Source organism: Bacteroides xylanisolvens XB1A (genome assembly GCF_000210075.1).
Lineage (GTDB): Bacteria > Bacteroidota > Bacteroidia > Bacteroidales > Bacteroidaceae > Bacteroides > Bacteroides xylanisolvens.
The window spans coordinates 1,322,192-1,338,905 of record NC_021017.1 but is presented as its reverse complement, the minus strand read 5'-3'; the positions used below and the strand labels follow the sequence as shown (position 1 = coordinate 1,338,905).

At 41.2% G+C, this 16,714-nt stretch carries 14 protein-coding genes, 1 tRNA gene and 1 pseudogene; 7 read left to right on the top strand and 9 right to left on the bottom strand.

What is annotated here, in order from left to right:
- Nucleotides 1-466: 466 nt before the first annotated feature.
- A complete protein-coding gene (locus tag BXY_RS05605) occupies nucleotides 467-886 on the top strand; it encodes a hypothetical protein (RefSeq protein ID WP_004306649.1) in 420 nt (139 codons plus the stop codon).
- A 53-nt stretch (nucleotides 887-939) separates the two neighbouring features.
- Here BXY_RS05605 and BXY_RS05600 read toward each other — a convergent pair.
- A tRNA-Arg gene (locus BXY_RS05600) sits at nucleotides 940-1,012 on the bottom strand.
- 221 nt (nucleotides 1,013-1,233) lie between these two features.
- Between BXY_RS05600 and asnA the strand changes: the two genes are divergently transcribed.
- Nucleotides 1,234-2,271, top strand: coding sequence for an aspartate--ammonia ligase (asnA, locus tag BXY_RS05595; protein ID WP_004299370.1), 1,038 nt, complete (start codon nucleotides 1,234-1,236; stop codon nucleotides 2,269-2,271).
- Between the two features lie 6 nt (nucleotides 2,272-2,277).
- The gene (gene ung, locus BXY_RS05590; RefSeq protein WP_008776256.1) at nucleotides 2,278-2,940 is read left to right on the top strand and encodes a uracil-DNA glycosylase; all 663 of its coding nucleotides are present in this window, start codon (nucleotides 2,278-2,280) and stop codon (nucleotides 2,938-2,940) included.
- A 155-nt stretch (nucleotides 2,941-3,095) separates the two neighbouring features.
- On the opposite strand, the gene BXY_RS05585 is transcribed toward ung, so the two are convergent.
- Nucleotides 3,096-5,810 carry a putative LPS assembly protein LptD gene (locus BXY_RS05585; RefSeq protein ID WP_015531394.1) on the bottom strand — a complete coding sequence of 905 codons (2,715 nt, stop codon included), beginning with the start codon at nucleotides 5,808-5,810 and terminating at the stop codon, nucleotides 3,096-3,098.
- A gap of 89 nt (nucleotides 5,811-5,899) precedes the next feature.
- Nucleotides 5,900-6,436: an HDIG domain-containing metalloprotein gene (locus BXY_RS05580; RefSeq protein WP_004312347.1), complete on the bottom strand. Its 537-nt coding sequence runs from the start codon at nucleotides 6,434-6,436 to the stop codon at nucleotides 5,900-5,902.
- A gap of 69 nt (nucleotides 6,437-6,505) precedes the next feature.
- Between BXY_RS05580 and BXY_RS05575 the strand changes: the two genes are divergently transcribed.
- A complete protein-coding gene (locus BXY_RS05575) occupies nucleotides 6,506-7,672 on the top strand; it encodes an exo-beta-N-acetylmuramidase NamZ family protein (RefSeq protein WP_208946770.1) in 1,167 nt (388 codons plus the stop codon).
- A 132-nt stretch (nucleotides 7,673-7,804) separates the two neighbouring features.
- On the opposite strand, the gene BXY_RS05570 is transcribed toward BXY_RS05575, so the two are convergent.
- Nucleotides 7,805-8,668 (bottom strand): BRO-N domain-containing protein, encoded by an 864-nt coding sequence (locus BXY_RS05570; RefSeq protein WP_015531392.1) that lies wholly within the window; start codon nucleotides 8,666-8,668, stop codon nucleotides 7,805-7,807.
- A gap of 42 nt (nucleotides 8,669-8,710) precedes the next feature.
- Nucleotides 8,711-10,795 (bottom strand): BT4734/BF3469 family protein, encoded by a 2,085-nt coding sequence (locus BXY_RS05565; protein ID WP_121960330.1) that lies wholly within the window; start codon nucleotides 10,793-10,795, stop codon nucleotides 8,711-8,713.
- 398 nt (nucleotides 10,796-11,193) lie between these two features.
- Between BXY_RS05565 and BXY_RS05560 the strand changes: the two genes are divergently transcribed.
- From BXY_RS05560 to BXY_RS05550, 3 genes are all read left to right on the top strand, one after another.
- Entirely contained in the window at nucleotides 11,194-11,802 is a 609-nt protein-coding gene (locus tag BXY_RS05560) for an HU family DNA-binding protein (RefSeq protein ID WP_015531390.1), read from the top strand.
- A gap of 181 nt (nucleotides 11,803-11,983) precedes the next feature.
- A complete protein-coding gene (locus tag BXY_RS05555) occupies nucleotides 11,984-13,330 on the top strand; it encodes a TPM domain-containing protein (RefSeq protein WP_015531389.1) in 1,347 nt (448 codons plus the stop codon).
- A 142-nt stretch (nucleotides 13,331-13,472) separates the two neighbouring features.
- Nucleotides 13,473-13,838 (top strand): MmcQ/YjbR family DNA-binding protein, encoded by a 366-nt coding sequence (locus BXY_RS05550; RefSeq protein ID WP_015531388.1) that lies wholly within the window; start codon nucleotides 13,473-13,475, stop codon nucleotides 13,836-13,838.
- 13 nt (nucleotides 13,839-13,851) lie between these two features.
- On the opposite strand, the gene BXY_RS05545 is transcribed toward BXY_RS05550, so the two are convergent.
- The 4 genes and pseudogenes from BXY_RS05545 to BXY_RS05530 all read right to left on the bottom strand — a co-directional run bounded on the left by BXY_RS05545 (nucleotide 13,852) and on the right by BXY_RS05530 (nucleotide 16,699).
- Nucleotides 13,852-14,337, bottom strand: a complete 486-nt coding sequence (locus tag BXY_RS05545; RefSeq protein WP_015531387.1) for a hypothetical protein — start codon at nucleotides 14,335-14,337, stop codon at nucleotides 13,852-13,854.
- A 102-nt stretch (nucleotides 14,338-14,439) separates the two neighbouring features.
- On the bottom strand, nucleotides 14,440-15,492 hold the full coding sequence (locus BXY_RS05540; protein WP_015531386.1) for a hypothetical protein: 1,053 nt from the start codon (nucleotides 15,490-15,492) through the stop codon (nucleotides 14,440-14,442).
- A 264-nt stretch (nucleotides 15,493-15,756) separates the two neighbouring features.
- A pseudogene (locus BXY_RS05535) lies at nucleotides 15,757-16,029 on the bottom strand (PDDEXK nuclease domain-containing protein); the annotation flags it as partial.
- A gap of 202 nt (nucleotides 16,030-16,231) precedes the next feature.
- Entirely contained in the window at nucleotides 16,232-16,699 is a 468-nt protein-coding gene (locus tag BXY_RS05530; RefSeq protein WP_004299353.1) for a hypothetical protein, read from the bottom strand.
- Between the last annotated feature and the right edge of the window lie 15 nt (nucleotides 16,700-16,714).

The window sequence follows — 16,714 nt, the reverse complement described above, 5'->3', positions numbered from 1 at the left end:
AAGCTTTAATTTTTCAATGCCATAATGATCTGTTTTACATGTTGAGACTTGAAATAACTGTAAAGTAAATCATAATAATGATAAAAGCAATAGCTCCGATAATCAGCGCAACACTACCCCATTTCTTTTTTCTAGCTTCTTCCATTCTTATTTATATTTATTGGGATTAATATAATTTATCGTCAAATGTCTACATCTGGAAAGCTATGAACATACTATATCAACATATTATTGTTTACTTCTTCATCGTTACAAAGTTAGCATTTTCTATGGGAAATCAATCAGCTAAAACAACTTTTTATTCTTTTTAGACTAAATTATGCAACTGTAAATAATAACAGGAAACACAATTATCTATCTATTACGACCTTTATATCATGCAAAAGTTGTACATTTGTGCAAGAAATAATTTTGATTGAACACATTATAGATTAAGAAAAAATCAAGAACCTATAAAAATACAAAGATGAAATTGCTTAATTTACTATTAGTTGTTTTGCTGTTTGCCTGCAATGATGACTCCACAGACACTCCAGCCTCAAAAGAGCCTACAAACATTGTTGTAGAAATGGAGCCAACCGCTTCCAATATGACAGATGTTTCCGGCACATACACTCTTCAAGCCAATAAAGAATACAGCGTTCGGGAAGACGGAAAATATAAAATATTATTAGTCAAGAACACTTATAAAGACAAGGAAGGAAAAGAGAAGGATATTCTTTCTTATGGCATTTTTGATGTAGCAAAGAAAGAATATATCTATTATACAGAAGGAATTGATGTAGCTAAAAGGCTAGAAAGAGACTGGGAATTCTATGATGATATAAATAATCCGGCTAACACCAACAAACAATTAGTCTGCACTTCCCGCCCGAAAGAAGAATAAATAGAAAACAAAAAACGCAATTACTAACAGATGAAGTAATTGCGTTTTTTCTGTGACCCCGGTGCGATTCAAACGCACGACCTTCAGAACCGGAATCTGACGCTCTATTCACTAAGCTACGGGGCCATTCTTTCTAAATGCGAGGACAAAAGTATAAAAAATCTTCTCATCTTCCTAATGATTCTTCTTTTTTTATAGTTCTTAAGGTACTTCCCCATGTTAAGACACTGTTATTTTGAAATGCTTTAGAGCATTTACTTTATCAAATTGACAATCTTTTAGAGAATATCCATTACATATATCAATTTTATTCCTATCTTTGCCGACAATTAACATTTAACAAACCTATGAGTTACTTGATAAAACCTAAGAACTATAATCCGCTACTCGACCTCAAACAGACCGAGCTGGGAATCAAGCAAATAAAAGAGTTCTTCCAATTAAACTTGTCATCCGAGCTACGCCTTAGACGTGTGACTGCCCCCCTTTTCGTATTGAAAGGAATGGGTATCAATGACGATTTGAACGGAATAGAACGACCCGTTTCTTTCCCTATTAAAGATCTGGGCGATGCACAAGCCGAAGTGGTTCATTCATTGGCTAAATGGAAAAGGTTGACCTTAGCTGACTATCATATCGAACCCGGATATGGTATTTATACGGATATGAACGCAATCCGTTCAGACGAAGAACTGGGCAACCTGCATTCTCTCTACGTAGACCAGTGGGACTGGGAACGTGTCATCACCAATGAAGACCGGAACGTAAACTTCCTGAAAGAGATCGTCAACCGTATTTATGCAGCTATGATCCGTACAGAATATATGGTATACGAAATGTATCCGCAAATCAAGCCGTGCCTGCCACAAAAGCTACATTTCATCCATTCAGAAGAATTGCGCCAACTTTATCCGGATCTGGAACCCAAATGTCGCGAACATGCCATCTGTCAGAAATACGGAGCTGTGTTTATCATAGGCATAGGCTGCAAACTTAGCGACGGCAAGAAACACGACGGACGCGCACCGGACTATGACGACTACACAACCAAAGGATTGAACGACTTGCCCGGACTAAACGGCGACCTCCTTCTGTGGGACAATGTACTGCAACGCTCCATCGAATTATCATCTATGGGAATCCGTGTTGACAAAGAAGCCTTGCAACGTCAGTTGAAAGAAGAAAAAGAAGAAAAAAGACTGGAACTTTATTTCCACAAGCGATTGATGAATGACACCCTTCCACTATCTATCGGAGGAGGTATCGGACAATCCCGCTTGTGTATGTTCTACCTTCGCAAAGCTCACATTGGAGAGATACAAGCCAGCATCTGGCCCGAAGATATGCGCAAAGAATGTGAAGAACTTGATATACACCTTATATAACAGACTATGAACGTACAAATTGAAGAAAGCTGGAAAGCACATTTAAAACCCGAATTCGACAAAGACTACTTTCGCACACTGACCGATTTCGTCAAAAGCGAATATAGCCAGTATCAGATCTTCCCTCCGGGAAAACTGATCTTCAATGCTTTCAACCTTTGTCCTTTCGACAAAGTGAAAGTTGTAATTATAGGACAAGATCCTTACCATGGACCGGGACAAGCACATGGTCTCTGTTTCTCTGTAAACGACGGAGTGCCTTTTCCCCCTTCATTAGTGAACATATTCAAAGAAATCAAAGCCGACATCGGTTCAGATGCCCCGACCACGGGAAACCTGACTCGCTGGGCAGAACAAGGAGTATTATTACTCAACGCAACTCTGACGGTACGTGCCCACCAAGCAGGTTCACATCAGAATCGTGGCTGGGAAACATTTACCGATGCTGCAATCCGTGCCCTGACAGAAGAAAAAGAAAACCTGGTATTTATCTTATGGGGATCATACGCTCAAAAGAAAGGGGCGTTTATCGACCGCAACAAGCATCTGGTGCTCACCTCTGCCCACCCCTCTCCTCTTTCAGCTTACAACGGCTTCTTCGGAAACAAACATTTCAGCCGTACAAACGATTACCTGAAAACCCATGGAAAAACAGAAATCGCATGGTAGTTGGAGAAGTTGAGAATGGAGAGTTGAGAATAAAGAGTAAAGAGTAAAAAAAATGGCTGCACTATTCGTCGAATGATAGCGCAGCCATTTTTCTTTTCTATATTCTAGCAAAACAATTACACGTCCGAATTTCCACTCTCAACTCTCAACTTATCCTAGTACCACTGAATGTTACTTTGCGTTTGGCTTCTCTGCTCATACTTCAAGTCTTGCAAGATGCTTGCATTCGCACGGATGGTAACATTGTAATATTTCCAGCGTCCGAAAGGAGAAAGACTGGCGGACAGGTTGAAACAGTGCAAGTCACGGGAGATTGTACAAGAAGTCTGCGTAATCTCTTTTGCCTGAAAATCATAGCCCGAGTTGAACGAGAGCGACCAGTTATTAGAAATCTTTATATTTCCGTTTGCATTGATGTTATGCGTATACGTATAAGGATATCGCATGGAATAACGGTTAATAGGCTTAGACCTATCTTCACGGATATTAAACGAATAGCTAAGGCTTAACGACCAAGGCATCTTAAACACCTGATAACCATCCGGGTCTGCCTGTGCTTTCTCTACTTTCTTAGGTGTAGTACCATCTCCTTCCGTTCCGTCAGATTCTTCATCGTCACTATCCTCCGACTTCTTATCTTTTCCTTTTTCATCCTCCTCTTTCGGACCGAACCATTTCTTCCATGTGTCATTATTAAAGGTATAGTTGAAAGAAGAACCATATCCTTGGAAACGCCCAAAACGACCATACGACCATTCTGTACGGTTACTGGTCACTACATTACCGCTTTTATCGAATGTATAAGCATACGTAGCGAATTGGGCATTCATATTGAAAGTATAATTCTTGGTCAGTTTCAGACGGAGGTTCATACTTAAGTCACTCCACGGTCTTTCCTTTGCCGCCATATTATAGGACATATTGGCACTCAAATCATCAATAAGGCTAACTTTCTTGACTGTATCATTCTTTGCGTCATAATACTTCATCTCCAAGTTATTAGCTATCGAGAAACTAACCGTTCCCGACCCCTCACGAGAAGGCACGCCATAAGGCTGATTGGTAAAAGGAGAATAATATTGTGTATTACCATTATAATCGGTATATTCTTCCCAGTACTTGCCAAATCCCGGAGCACCACTCAAACTCACCTGCGGTGTGAATACGTGACGAATCTGTATCTCCTTCTTCTTCGCAAAGATCGGTTTATACATACCATACAATTTCGTACTTAGAGCCAAACTAGCCGAGTAATTGGATACACGATAAAAGCCGTTAAGAGAATCGCCCGGCAATGATTCCAGCCTGTGAGTATCTTCGTTATAATGCTGATTGATTTTACGGGTGTACCATCGTTCTGTATAATTCACAGAAGGATTGACCTGCAAATATTTGAACAGCGTAAAAGTAGCACTGATAGGAATGTTATGGTTCATCGCATTCTCCCATGAGCTTAGTCCGGCTTTGAACAAATGGTCATCTTTAGTACGGATACTGTTTGTCAGACGTCCCGTATAACCAATGGAAATCTTCTCGTACCAACGTTCGGCTCCTGCCGCTTTCTTGCGCTTGAACGGAAACAGACGGCTCAACGTAATATTCAAGTCAGGCAAAGTGACCGCAATAGAAGAGTCACGCATTGTCTGTGCGATATTGGTAGTTCCGGATAAGGTCAGACCGATATCGGGAAAACTACGAGAATAACTAATACTTGATGTTTTGGTATTTTGAGTCAACAACTGCGAATTATAAAGGTTGTTGATATTAGAACGTTCATAACTACTGGTCGAGAAGTTCACACTGGCAGAGAATGTAGTGTTCGGACTGGCTTTAGCATCCTGTCGATGGTTCCATACCACCTTAAAGTCCTTAGCAACTGTATAGTCCGGCATCCCTTTATCTCCAGTCTTGGTGACCTGATAGTCCGCTTGCAGCGTACCGGAATATTTATAGCGTTTATTATAGTTTGTCAATCCAGACAATCTCCATGAACCTTTCGTGAAGATATCTCCCGTTATTTTCAAGTCCATGATATCACTCATGGCAAAGTAATATCCTCCTTCTGCCAAACCGAAACCACGACTGGAGTCATCCATATAAGTCGGCATAATGAAACCGGAAGAGTAACTGCTGGAGAATGGGAAGAAGAAGAACGGCACAGCCAACGGCAGAGGCACATCTTCCACAACCAGATAGGCAGGTCCTGTCACTACATTCTTTTTAGGGCGCACCTTAGCTCTCGTCAGCTGCATATAGAAGTGGGGATGATCGTGATGATCGCAGGTTGTATAACGCCCATGCTCCATGAAAATTTCATCATTGGCCCCTTTCTTCGCCTTGCTTCCGGTCACATATCCTTCTCCCTGCTGGGTGACGATATCAGTAATTCCCGCTTTCTTGGTTTTGAAGTTATATCGGATTGTTTCCGTATCATACGAGGTATCACCTTCTTTAAATACCGGTTTACCTTTTTCCACTCCGGTAGTATCCTTGATACCATAAGCATGCACAGTACTACTATCCAGATTCATCGAAATAACTTCCGCAGCCAGTTCGATGTTCTGATAATTCACTTTTCCGCTACCATAAAGTGTAGCGGCTCCTCCCAAAGTAAAGACAGTGGAGTCGTTGGATTCATAAACAACCGGTGCATCGAGTGGTTGTTTCTTCTTTACCGGTGCGATGGAATCAATGCGTACCGTTACCGTATCTGCTTTCAACGAATCATTTCCCTGAAGGGAATCCGTTTGTGCGGTATTGGAGGCAATCATTCCTCTTCTTCGACGCTGAGACGTAGCCTCATCGGGAAGCATCAGTAAGACAATCAGCAGTATGAATGATATAAGTATTTTTGCTTTCAATGGCGCCATTAACTAATAGTTTACGCTTGAAGTGGCAAAAGTACACAATCTTCACCAAATATGAGTTAGAATCTTCGTTATTTAATTATTTTTTAGTGCTATAAAAAGAGAGAACACCATCTATCAAAGCGGCTTAGGCCTTCTTCACCATATTTTGCAATACTTTGCCGCGCTTTTTCCACAGTTTTCTCTTCATCCAGATGGGTTTTAGAAAAGAATTTATCCGCAAAGCAAATCAATTGCTCTTCCAGGGTAATGGGCAGCATCTCACGATGAGGAACGGGGAGCTGCTGGGCAATGATATCTTCCAACGAGAGTCCGGCTCCCGTATGGCGTTCGCACACCAATGCGTGTTGGGGGAAACCTTCCGCCCGCAAGATTTCAGCTCCCAAATATCCGTGGGCGATATAAGGATGAGTGCCAAAGCACTGAATGGTGGGAGCATCGGTCTGAAAAATTCCAATATCATGCAACAGAGCAGCTTCTTTCACAAAACTCCGGTTTAAACGCAATTCGGGATGAGCATCCAGCATTTTCATTGCTTTTCCGGACACGGCCAAACTATGTATTACTAAGATTTGTCTCTGCTGGGTATTCTCCGGATAATACTTATCAATGATTTCGTATGGATTCATGTGCTTTATTTTTTGCTCTCTTGATGAGAAATTAATATTTTTGTGCAATATTACAAAAAAATTACCGATATGCAAACTAGAGTTTCCTTCATTCTTATATTTTTGTTCATTATGTTGTTGCCAATGCGTGTAAACAGTCAAATTGTCACGGGAGCAGAACAGATGGATCAATATCTGCCGTTGCTGAAAGGAAAACGCATCGGAATGGTGGTCAATCACACTTCTGTTGTGGGAAGAAAGCAGGTTCATCTTCTCGATACCTTATTAAAGAGAGAGGTCCGGGTAGTCAAAGTATTTGCTCCCGAGCATGGTTTCCGTGGTAACGCAGATGCGGGTGAAACGGTGAAAGACGGAAAAGATTCCCACACCGGCATTCCTATCGTATCGCTTTATGGTGACAACAAAAAGCCGTCTGCCGCCCAACTAAAAGATGTCGATGTGATTGTATTCGACATTCAGGATGTAGGGGCACGCTTTTATACCTATATAAGCACGATGTATTATGTGATGGAAGCTTGCGCAGAGAACAAGAAAGAAATGGTTGTACTGGATCGCCCCAATCCGTGCGATTATGTGGATGGTCCGATACTCAAACCTGCCTACCGGAGTTTTGTCGGCATGTTACCCCTTCCGGTTCTCCACGGATGTACCATCGGCGAACTGGCACAGATGATAAACGGGGAAAGATGGATTGCCAACAAGAAAAATCCTTGTTCATTAAAGGTAATTCCAATGACCGGGTGGAAACATGGAGCACCTTATTCACTTCCCATCAAGCCGTCGCCCAACCTCCCAAACGATCAGTCTATCCGATTGTACGCCTCACTTTGTCCTTTTGAAGCCACCCGCGTCAGCGTGGGACGGGGGACAACTTTCCCTTTCCAGGTATTAGGCGCACCTAATAAGAAATACGGAAGTTTCACTTTTACTCCCCGCTCCTTACCCGGTTTTGACAAAAATCCGATGCACAAAGGTATCACCTGTTATGGGGAAGATCTCCGTAATGTAACCGATGTGAACGGATTTACACTCCGCTACTTCTTGGACTTTTATCGCTTATCCGGTGAAAACGCAGCTTTCTTCTCCCGTGCCCGATGGTTTGATTTGCTGATGGGAACTGACAGCGTACGCAAAGCTATCCTCAAAGGAGAATCGGAAGAGGCTATCCGGAATAGTTGGCAAAAGGAATTACAGGATTACAAGGAGATTAGAAAAAAATATCTTCTCTATGAGTAAAAAAACTAGTATCATACTCTCATTCATTTTCATAAACCACTTATAATTAAAAGAATAAGTATGATAGATAACTATTATTTCCGGTATCTATCATACTTAGACCATCAAAAACGAGGTATCTATCATACTTGATCATTCCACGCTCTCTCCTGAAGTTTCATTTTTTTCCCGTTCATCACCAACTTGCAATGCACTTTTTGCATTAAGTGGAGATATAACAGGGCGTTTTAGCTGACTTTCCAATTGCTTGCGAGCAACTCTTGCCACATTTCCTCCATCTTTTGCCACTTCGGCATTTTCAGCAAAACCGGATGGGTTTCTCTCTTTGGACAAATCCGTAGTAGCCGTTTCAGCAAGCATATTAAGGATCAGTTCAGTGTTCGTCATATTATCACGGAGATTTTCTTTCTTCAATCCTTTAAACTGCTTATACTCTTTTGCCGACTTTTCAGCCCATGTCTGATAAATTATATCCGTTAATGCAGCAAACTGAACGCCCTCTTGCATCCCATTTCTTTTCCATTCGTCAGTTAGTTCCTTCCGTACTTCAATTGATTTCAATCGTTGATTAATCCAATTATCCGAGTAACCTAAAGATTTATATTCCATCATCGCCCGATTTATAGTCAGTTCGGGGTCCTGCATTTCATCCAGACGCTCTTTGGCGACTTGAGCCATCCACATCTTAAAGGGCTCCGCTTTGGGCGAGGGAATAGACTGAATTAGACGGAAAAGCTGTTGGGTTGTAGCTACATCTGTCTTATACAGTTTGCCATCGGAAGAGGGTAATTTCAGTTGGTGACAATTTGTCACCAACTCACTACCTTCTGCTTTGAGACGCTGTTTCAACTTATTCCAATACTTGCGTCCATCAACACTTTCTGTTAGCACGCTTACCACATCCACAATGGAAAAATACCATTCCTCCTTTTGGTCATCCCAAACAGCACGGATCTTTTTATCTTCAAATACTTTTATAGCATCTTTTTTAGTCATAGCATTATATATATGATGTAAATAATTAATAAATAACAAAATCTATTCTACCTCCAAAGGTACAACATGATAATACGTACCATACGTTTTCCGTTTAGATTTCACTCCGAGCCGCTGCAAGATACGCCCGAAATAAGAAGCCTGCCTGGCGGAAAATGTCATTTTACTTGCTTTCTGAATCCGGCGCAGAATGTCAATAGCCAGTAACCATTCCCCTTCTTCCTCTTCTTCTGCCCTACGATAATAAACCATAAATAATTGTTCGATGGCAGGAGATTGTTCAAACTCCCGGTTGTTTTCCGTCATGATAGCCTCTTCTTCGGAGTCAAACCAATAACGTTCGTTGTGATAAAGCAACTCCAACGCCTGTGCATAAAGCTGTTCATAATCAATAGGACGCGACACATCTATAGCTCCCGTCATGTAAATACCGATGAAACGACGGCTACCGGAAGTATCCGTCAACAAATCCCGATGATTGCTCGTGGCAATGAACGATGCATACCGGCGAAGCTCTTCCACTGCCGAAGCATTCGGACGACGTGTGTTCACCACCGGCTTTTGCAGAATATGTTTCAGAAAAGCCTGCTGGGTTGGACTAATCTGGTCGAATTCATCCATATTGATAAGCAGAAAGCGATTCAGATACAACTCCGCGTCCCGTTTCCGACTGAAATCAATGCTATCCGTATAGTACGCCTGTAAAGCAGGAGGAAGAAGCATTCTGCAAAAAGTCGATTTCCGATATGCCTGCGGACCAATCAGCAAAGGTGACGTACTGTTGGCATGTTTCTTATCCATTCCCCTCCAATGGGCAACCATATTCAAAAACCACCGACGGAACAACGGCGCCCAATGCGGATTATCACAGGGAACACGGTTGGCCAGTTCCAAAATCCGGTCTTTACCATCCCAGTGAGGCAGATGATACAAAAAATCCTCCACAGGCTGATAAACAGGCACATGGTCGGAATCCAAATAGCGGATTACGTCCCTATCCCACATTTTCACCCCTTCATACATGGCATTCATCGTGATACTCGCCAGCACCCGCTTGTCCACCGGACGAAAATAGAAATTAAAACTATTCCGTTCGCGATATTCCACTTCCGTGGTCAGCGTATTGTATCGAAATTCATAACGGCGCTTCATAAATTCGTCCATCTGCATGGCGAAAAGCTGTTCGGCCGTCAGACTGCTCTTCTTGCCGAATCCCTTGGCGGAACGGTAGACACTTTTCACAGTTTCGCGAATCAGTAACTCGTCCGAAGGGAGCCGGTAGTGCGCCTTTGTCCACCGCACAGTATCTTCTTCGGGGATACCTGCCCGAAAGCAATGCTCCGCCAAACACACTAGTAGCGGTTGCAGATCGTCTCCTTCCCGGTATCCGTCCAGTTCTTCGAGCGCCCTGTTGAATGCAGCGGAGAAAAGCACCGACAATGCTTCATAATTTTCATATCCGGGCGCCATTCGCTGCAAAGGAGAATCAGTTTCCCGCGTTCGTTTGATAAAAGTCGTTTCGGACGGAAGACTGACGGGCTGCTTCATATAAATAGGCATTGCTTTCGGATTGAAATAAAGTTCAGGATCATACGTCAGCCTGCAATATTGTTCGAGCGACGGTTCTTTCAGTTCGATATCAAAAGGCAGTTGTGGCTGATAATATTTCACAGCCGTCTGATAAGCATGCGCGTGAAAAAGTTCCGCTTGCTCGCGTAAAGTCGGCAAGCGGTCATCCGAATAGGTGAACCGTACCCATATCTTTACTGATTTGCCGGAAGATCCGGTAAAAGCAAGGTATGTTTGCGGAAGCTCTTTAACCAGTTCCTTTATTTCGTCGGCTTCCGCCCTTCCCGAAAGGTTATTGACTTCCATCATCACTATGCCGTTATATTCATTCAGGGTCATTACCCCTTCTTTACGGACAAAAGCTGCGGCAGGCATCACTTTGGGAACTTTACGCACCTCTTCAATCGAATTTCCCGGAAGAGTATACCGCAAGACTTCCCTCATCTTTGAGACGGGCTGCGCCTTGACTTCCGTTTTCATCTGCTCCAAAAGGAGCTCCATTTTCAACGTCCGTAAGGTTTTTACCTTGCCATCGTCTCTGACTAATGTTATTCTCATCTTTTTTTATTATTATTTCCAGTAAAAGGAAAGCTGCACTACAGCCATACAAAGATACAACATGCTCTTCGCCCAAACAAATTTCACCGCTTTTATTTGCTACGCCACACGACTTTATTTTACAGAAATAATGCTTACTAAATTTGCGAATAAAGGCAGGATAATGTATCTTTGCAGGCAGTTAGACTTCAGCCCGCATAAGTGTGCCGTACAGCCCACCTATGCGGGCTGTATAGTTTACATTCGTGGGCTGTAGAGCCCACAAATGTGTGCCCAAGAAAAGCCACTGATTCCAGTTGATTATCCAGGCTTCAATTGTAGGTTATCTTGCTGCAAAACAATCATTAAAATGCCTTTCAAAAGGCGTTTTGGCCACATTAACCCATAATAGAAAAGACATGTACGCAAAGTATGATTTTCGCAAAAAACCGTCTTCAAAAGAAGACGAAGACGAACAGCCGTTGTATCCCCGCATCGTATCGAACGGAACCATCGACTTTCAACAAATTGTAAAAGAGATCGCTCAAGCTTCCAGCTTTACGCCGGCAGATATTGAAGGAGTTCAGCTGGCTATTGAAAATAAAATATCCGAATATTTAGTCAGCGGACATCACGTTCAGTTGGGGAACCTTGGATATTTTTCAGCCAAGCTGAAAGCACGTCCGGTGATGGATGCCAAAGAGATACATGCACAGTCCATTTATTTCGATAATGTAAATTTTCGTCCATCATCTTCTTTCCGAAAGAAGGTTCGCGGATTTGTGGAAAAAGCGAAGTCGGGATTTGCACATTCCGCCGAAGTTCCGGTGGAAGAGCGTCGGCGCAGGTTGGAGAGGTTTCTGGATGAACGACCGATGATACGACGCAAAGAGTATACGCAACTGACGGGACTACTAAAGAACAAAGCGCTGAATGAATTGAACGGTTGGGTAAAGGAAGGAGTACTTGACACCATTGGAAGCGGCAGTCATAAAATTTATGTGCGGGTTAATACCATGAAAGATTAAACAGTAAAAACAGTGGAATAAGAATGATAGATACCCATATTTCATGAAGAAAGTATGATAGATACAAAATTTCAGAGACATCTATCATTCTTATTCATCAGATTATAACTATATTAGCAAAAAGAATGAGAGTTATGATAGTTATTTTCTACTCTAAGAACAATCAGTTAATAACAAAACAATGAAAGATAAAACACAAAAAAGCTTCAAGGGAATAGCCCGGACATTACTTCTTGTTTTCTGTTATGCCTTTGGTAGTCATGCTTTTGCATTGGCTTTAGAGCACGAACAAACAGTAGAAATTTATAAAGTAACAGATGTCCCCAATCCGCGTAATGAAAGCTCTTCCAATTGGGTTAGCAATCCGAATCAGATATTGGATGAAAGTTATGTGTGGGAGATAAATAATATGTTGTCACAGTTAGAAGACTCATTGAGTATTGAAGTGGCGGTTGTTGCGCTCTCTTCTATTGGAGAAGATATTCCGGCAGAGTTTGCCCACAAGCTTTTTGAGCACTGGGGCATCGGAAAGAAAGCGGACGACAACGGATTACTGATTCTTTTAGTACTTGATCAACGTAAAGTCACTTTCGCAACCGGATACGGTTTAGAAGGAGTACTTCCCGACGCTTTATGCTTTCGCATTCAACAGAATGAAATGGTTCCGTGGTTTAGAAAAAACGACTTTGACAGAGGAATGACAGAGGGAGTCCGGGCTGTAACATTGGTGCTCTATGGAAGCGACTATGAACCAGTTTCTCAAGGCATTTCTGATAATTACTGGAAAAGTGCCGGCAATACGTTGTGGAATTTTCTGGCAAATCAGTCGCCTATGCTTTGGATATTCTTGATACTGGTAAATGTTCTCACTTATCGCATGAAGGTAAATAAAGCTCACCCCAAAGACGGTTCAGCATTAGCAGCAATCAAAGTCCTGACACTTTACAGCCCACTTGGATGTCTTGTGTTGTTTTTTCCGGTCTGGCCTGCACTTATTGCGGCATCCTTATGGTATAAGTTCTACCAAAAACAACGTGTTATTTTGCAGAGTAAGACCTGCGACTCTTGCAAAGCTGTGGCTTTACAACTTTTATCCAATGAGCTTGCAACCCCTTTATTATCTGCTTCCGAGCAAATGGAACACAAACTAGGTTCTGCCATCCACCGTATTTATCAATGTACTTCCTGCGGCTGGATATTGCGGTATAAATCTGTCGTCGGAAGCGAATATAAGATGTGTAATCAATGCCATACCATTGCTTCCAAGCGTATCAGTCCGTGGAAAACAGTTAAAGAAGCCACATATTCCGATGCCGGATTGGAGGTTGCCGACTATCTTTGCTTAATGTGCGGAGATAAAAAGCAGACAACACAGAAGATTCCCCGCAAGACACCCCCAAATAGTGACAGTCCTAGTAATAGTCACAGTAGCAGTAGTAGTAGTAGTAGTAGTAGCGGCAGCAGTAGCAGTAGCGGCAGTTTTGGTGGTGGACGTAGCGGTGGCGGTGGAGCGTCAAGTAGTTTTTAAGATCGGCTATTCATTTGAAGAAGTCGACTAACCAAACAAAGACGTGGAAACACATCTCACCTGAATATTTTCATAGAAAGATGGTTATCCACTCCTTTATTCTAACTATTTTTGCATAGATAACCGAACATAAAAAAGTGAAATGAATATCGAAGAATTTAGAGAATATTGCCTGTCTTTTGAGGGAGTCCATGAGAAGATGCCGTTTCCCAATGTGCCCGACAAATATAGCCGTGACGTTCTATGCTTTTATGTAGCGGACAAATGGTTCTGTTTCGTTAACATTGAGATTTTCGATTTTTGTTGTATCAAATGCAACCCTGACGAATCCGGAGAACTGCAAACTGAATATACCGGCATAAGGCCAGGATGGCACATGAACAAGAAATATTGGATCAGTGTCTATTTCAATCAAGACGTATCTGATGATAAGATCAAAGAGCTTGTAAGCAACTCCTACGATATTGTAGTTAAAAGTTTGACAAAGAAAGAACGGGAAATGCTATAAATAAAGGGAGGATTCAAGAACCTCCTAAACGTAAATCCTGTACTCTGTTGTCTTTCCAAAAAACAGTGAAATTATAATTTACACCACTATTCCTGTAAAACACAATCTCCCAACTGTCACTATATAGTACAGCCGGCACGATCGTATAGGGATAAAAATCATCCTGCCAGGATCCGTATATTTTTTCTTTATGTTTCTGCTGGCTTTTGCTGGACAGCATGCTATCTAGTTGTTCTGCCATAGGTACCCAGTTCTGCAATAGCACCTGTAATTCCAATAATTGCCTGGAGAACGGAGCAGAAGCGTCCCCTTCTATCAAAACAAGAGTTTCTACCGAGTAAAAAGGCAACTGCACTGCACCACTCCAAAGGTAACATTTATCTCGCCACCAATCACAAACCTTACAGGTAAAGATGCCCAAACCTTCCACTTTATACTCTCTCTTAGTTCCAAACAACTCGTTTATCAGTGTCTTGAATACTTTCATTACTTTTCCCATCGTTTTCTTTTTTTTTAGTATGCACTAACAATGTTACTATGATTTCTGGAATCTTACCGCTTGCCATGTGTGTGTGTGTGCATATTGTTCAATTTTAAGTTTTTATTCTTTGTAATAAGTAAAGATACGCTCGACATAAGGTTTTAATATACGACCGAGCCCCGTGCCAAAATCAACATAATCTTTGAAATTCTTTGTTTCAATCCAGTTGCCATTCGCATCACAGCCGTAGTCTTGGAAGTCTTTGTAGAGTATTTCAAATCCTGGCCGCTCGTCAATCGGTCGTCCTTGTTCATCGTATTTCTCTTGCACGATACTATTACGAACAACGGTTTTCAGTTTACCGTTCGGATAATATTCACGTTTACACCAGGACTCTAACTCTTTATTACCTTCATCGTCAATCCTATATTTTTTCACAACGCGGTTACTATCACTGTATTCATAGATGAAATGCGTTTCCGGCCTATCACGACTCAACAAATCATACACTTGGGTCTGCGCCAACAAGCCATTTGTATCATACTCATAGACTGTTTTTCCCGATAATTCCCCTATATTATAATATTCCCTCTTCTCTACCAACAAATCATGTTCGTTATAATCATATTCGGTCATAGCCGGTTTGTCAATCGTGCCGTCAATCTGTTTGGTTCGGATAAGATTTCCCCTGTCGTCATAAGTATTTATCTCCCCATGGGAATCACTATACACAATTTCCAGTAGTTTTCCGTCAGTATTATACTTACTGACAATCGTACTGTTAGTTTTCGGAAAGCTAAGTGTAGATGTATGTCCCCAAGTCTCATAGGTATAATCGGTCTTTCGGATAATATTTTCTTGTTTATCGTACTCGTTGCATTGAGCAAGATTGCCGTCGATATTGAAATGAAAATGGTAGTGATGTATTCCGTCCTCTTCCCATTTCTCGCCTTTTTTGAATTTCGTCGAAAAGAAAGACGATGTATTTTCCGGACGATAATAATAGATATCCAACGTTTTGACTTTTCCGTTCAATCCCATCCTGCTTTTGTCGTTATTGACAGAATCTATTGTCGGGGGAATGTATTTCAAAGGAGATTGTCGGCAACCTGCAAATATCGATATAATCAAACTTCCTAAAATAACAACGACTACAACGGCTTTATTTTTCATGTTTTTTTGTGTGTTACAATGTTTCGACGCAAAGATAACAAAACAGAACCAGTTCTAAAATATAACTGACGTAAAAGATTACTTTCGTGTTATTATAATATCATCAAAGCATAGTTCCAATGACTGATTATCGGGTTTGTACTCCGTCCAATCTTTCGGATCGCCACTTTCGTTGTCTACCATTAAATGATAATAAGAGAAGCCAGAGTGTGGATCAGGCAAGGTTTGTGCGAAATTGTTAGGCAAAGTTCCCCGATGGCTTTACAGGTCTGCTTTTAAGTAATCCCTTAAGGTGTATTTACTCCAATAGTGAATGGCGCATTCATGTATATAAAATAGCCTTGCTTCCAAAGTCTTAGCTTTGGATATGATTTCGGTATGATGACTAAAGCCGATTGAAAGAAAGTCAGACCAGTTAAATTCATCAGCCACTGGCTGATGAATTTCTACAAGAAGCAATTTTTCATTCAACACCAAATCATCAGCCGTTGGCTGATGATTTAAAACCTTATCCCACTCCTCATAAAAAATACGCATTATAGTTCGTTTATGGTTTGTAGCTCACCGCTATTCGTTAGCACAGGTATTGTCAACAACTTTAACTCCCCTACCAATCCGATACATTTATAAGTTCTTAGGAGTAACGATTCGGCAACAATCAAGCTGCATTGATGTTCTGGGATTTGCATACCGTCAAACAACTCGCATTTTCATAATACGAATTTATAGTAAACTGTTATCAATTGTTGTTTACCTTATCATCAAACCATTTGTAGTCTATAACCGGATATGTATTATAAACACTATCTATATAGAGACGATTCGATAAAATTCTTTCATCTCCATAATATATTGTCCACTTGGCAATATGTTTTTCCTTATCCGACCATTCAAATTTATAATGATTCCCGACTGGGAAGAAATATTCTTCATCAGCCAATTCTTGAACACTATTACATGTATCAATAATCGGCATTTCACTATAAGTAATCCAGATTATAGAATCTCCTTTGAGGACTATTTTTTGAGGAGTTTTAAAATTATCATCTTCTAAATCAGGATAATTATAAACGACATATCCGCTATCCGTCTTTGTCAATTCCATCCACGTTGTTTCATAAACTTTTTTAGGCGTTTCCTGCTTAGATTGTATAGAGCAAGATATTATGCACACAGCAACTAATAATAACTTTACTATATTCTTCATATTCCTTATTTATAG

Excerpts from the sequence above, each read along its gene's own strand:
- ung (WP_008776256.1), top strand. The coding sequence starts at position 2,278 with ATGAACGTACAAATTGAAGAAAGCTGGAAAGCACATTTAAAACCCGAA.
- BXY_RS05540 (WP_015531386.1), bottom strand. The coding sequence starts at position 15,492 with ATGAAAAATAAAGCCGTTGTAGTCGTTGTTATTTTAGGAAGTTTGATT.
- BXY_RS05530 (WP_004299353.1), bottom strand. The coding sequence starts at position 16,699 with ATGAAGAATATAGTAAAGTTATTATTAGTTGCTGTGTGCATAATATCT.
- BXY_RS05605 (WP_004306649.1), top strand. The coding sequence starts at position 467 with ATGAAATTGCTTAATTTACTATTAGTTGTTTTGCTGTTTGCCTGCAAT.
- BXY_RS05555 (WP_015531389.1), top strand. The coding sequence starts at position 11,984 with ATGAAAGATAAAACACAAAAAAGCTTCAAGGGAATAGCCCGGACATTA.
- asnA (WP_004299370.1), top strand. The coding sequence starts at position 1,234 with ATGAGTTACTTGATAAAACCTAAGAACTATAATCCGCTACTCGACCTC.
- BXY_RS05570 (WP_015531392.1), bottom strand. The coding sequence starts at position 8,668 with ATGACTAAAAAAGATGCTATAAAAGTATTTGAAGATAAAAAGATCCGT.
- BXY_RS05560 (WP_015531390.1), top strand. The coding sequence starts at position 11,194 with ATGTACGCAAAGTATGATTTTCGCAAAAAACCGTCTTCAAAAGAAGAC.
- BXY_RS05550 (WP_015531388.1), top strand. The coding sequence starts at position 13,473 with ATGAATATCGAAGAATTTAGAGAATATTGCCTGTCTTTTGAGGGAGTC.
- BXY_RS05545 (WP_015531387.1), bottom strand. The coding sequence starts at position 14,337 with ATGGGAAAAGTAATGAAAGTATTCAAGACACTGATAAACGAGTTGTTT.
- BXY_RS05575 (WP_208946770.1), top strand. The coding sequence starts at position 6,506 with ATGCAAACTAGAGTTTCCTTCATTCTTATATTTTTGTTCATTATGTTG.
- BXY_RS05580 (WP_004312347.1), bottom strand. The coding sequence starts at position 6,436 with ATGAATCCATACGAAATCATTGATAAGTATTATCCGGAGAATACCCAG.
- BXY_RS05585 (WP_015531394.1), bottom strand. The coding sequence starts at position 5,810 with ATGGCGCCATTGAAAGCAAAAATACTTATATCATTCATACTGCTGATT.
- BXY_RS05565 (WP_121960330.1), bottom strand. The coding sequence starts at position 10,795 with ATGAGAATAACATTAGTCAGAGACGATGGCAAGGTAAAAACCTTACGG.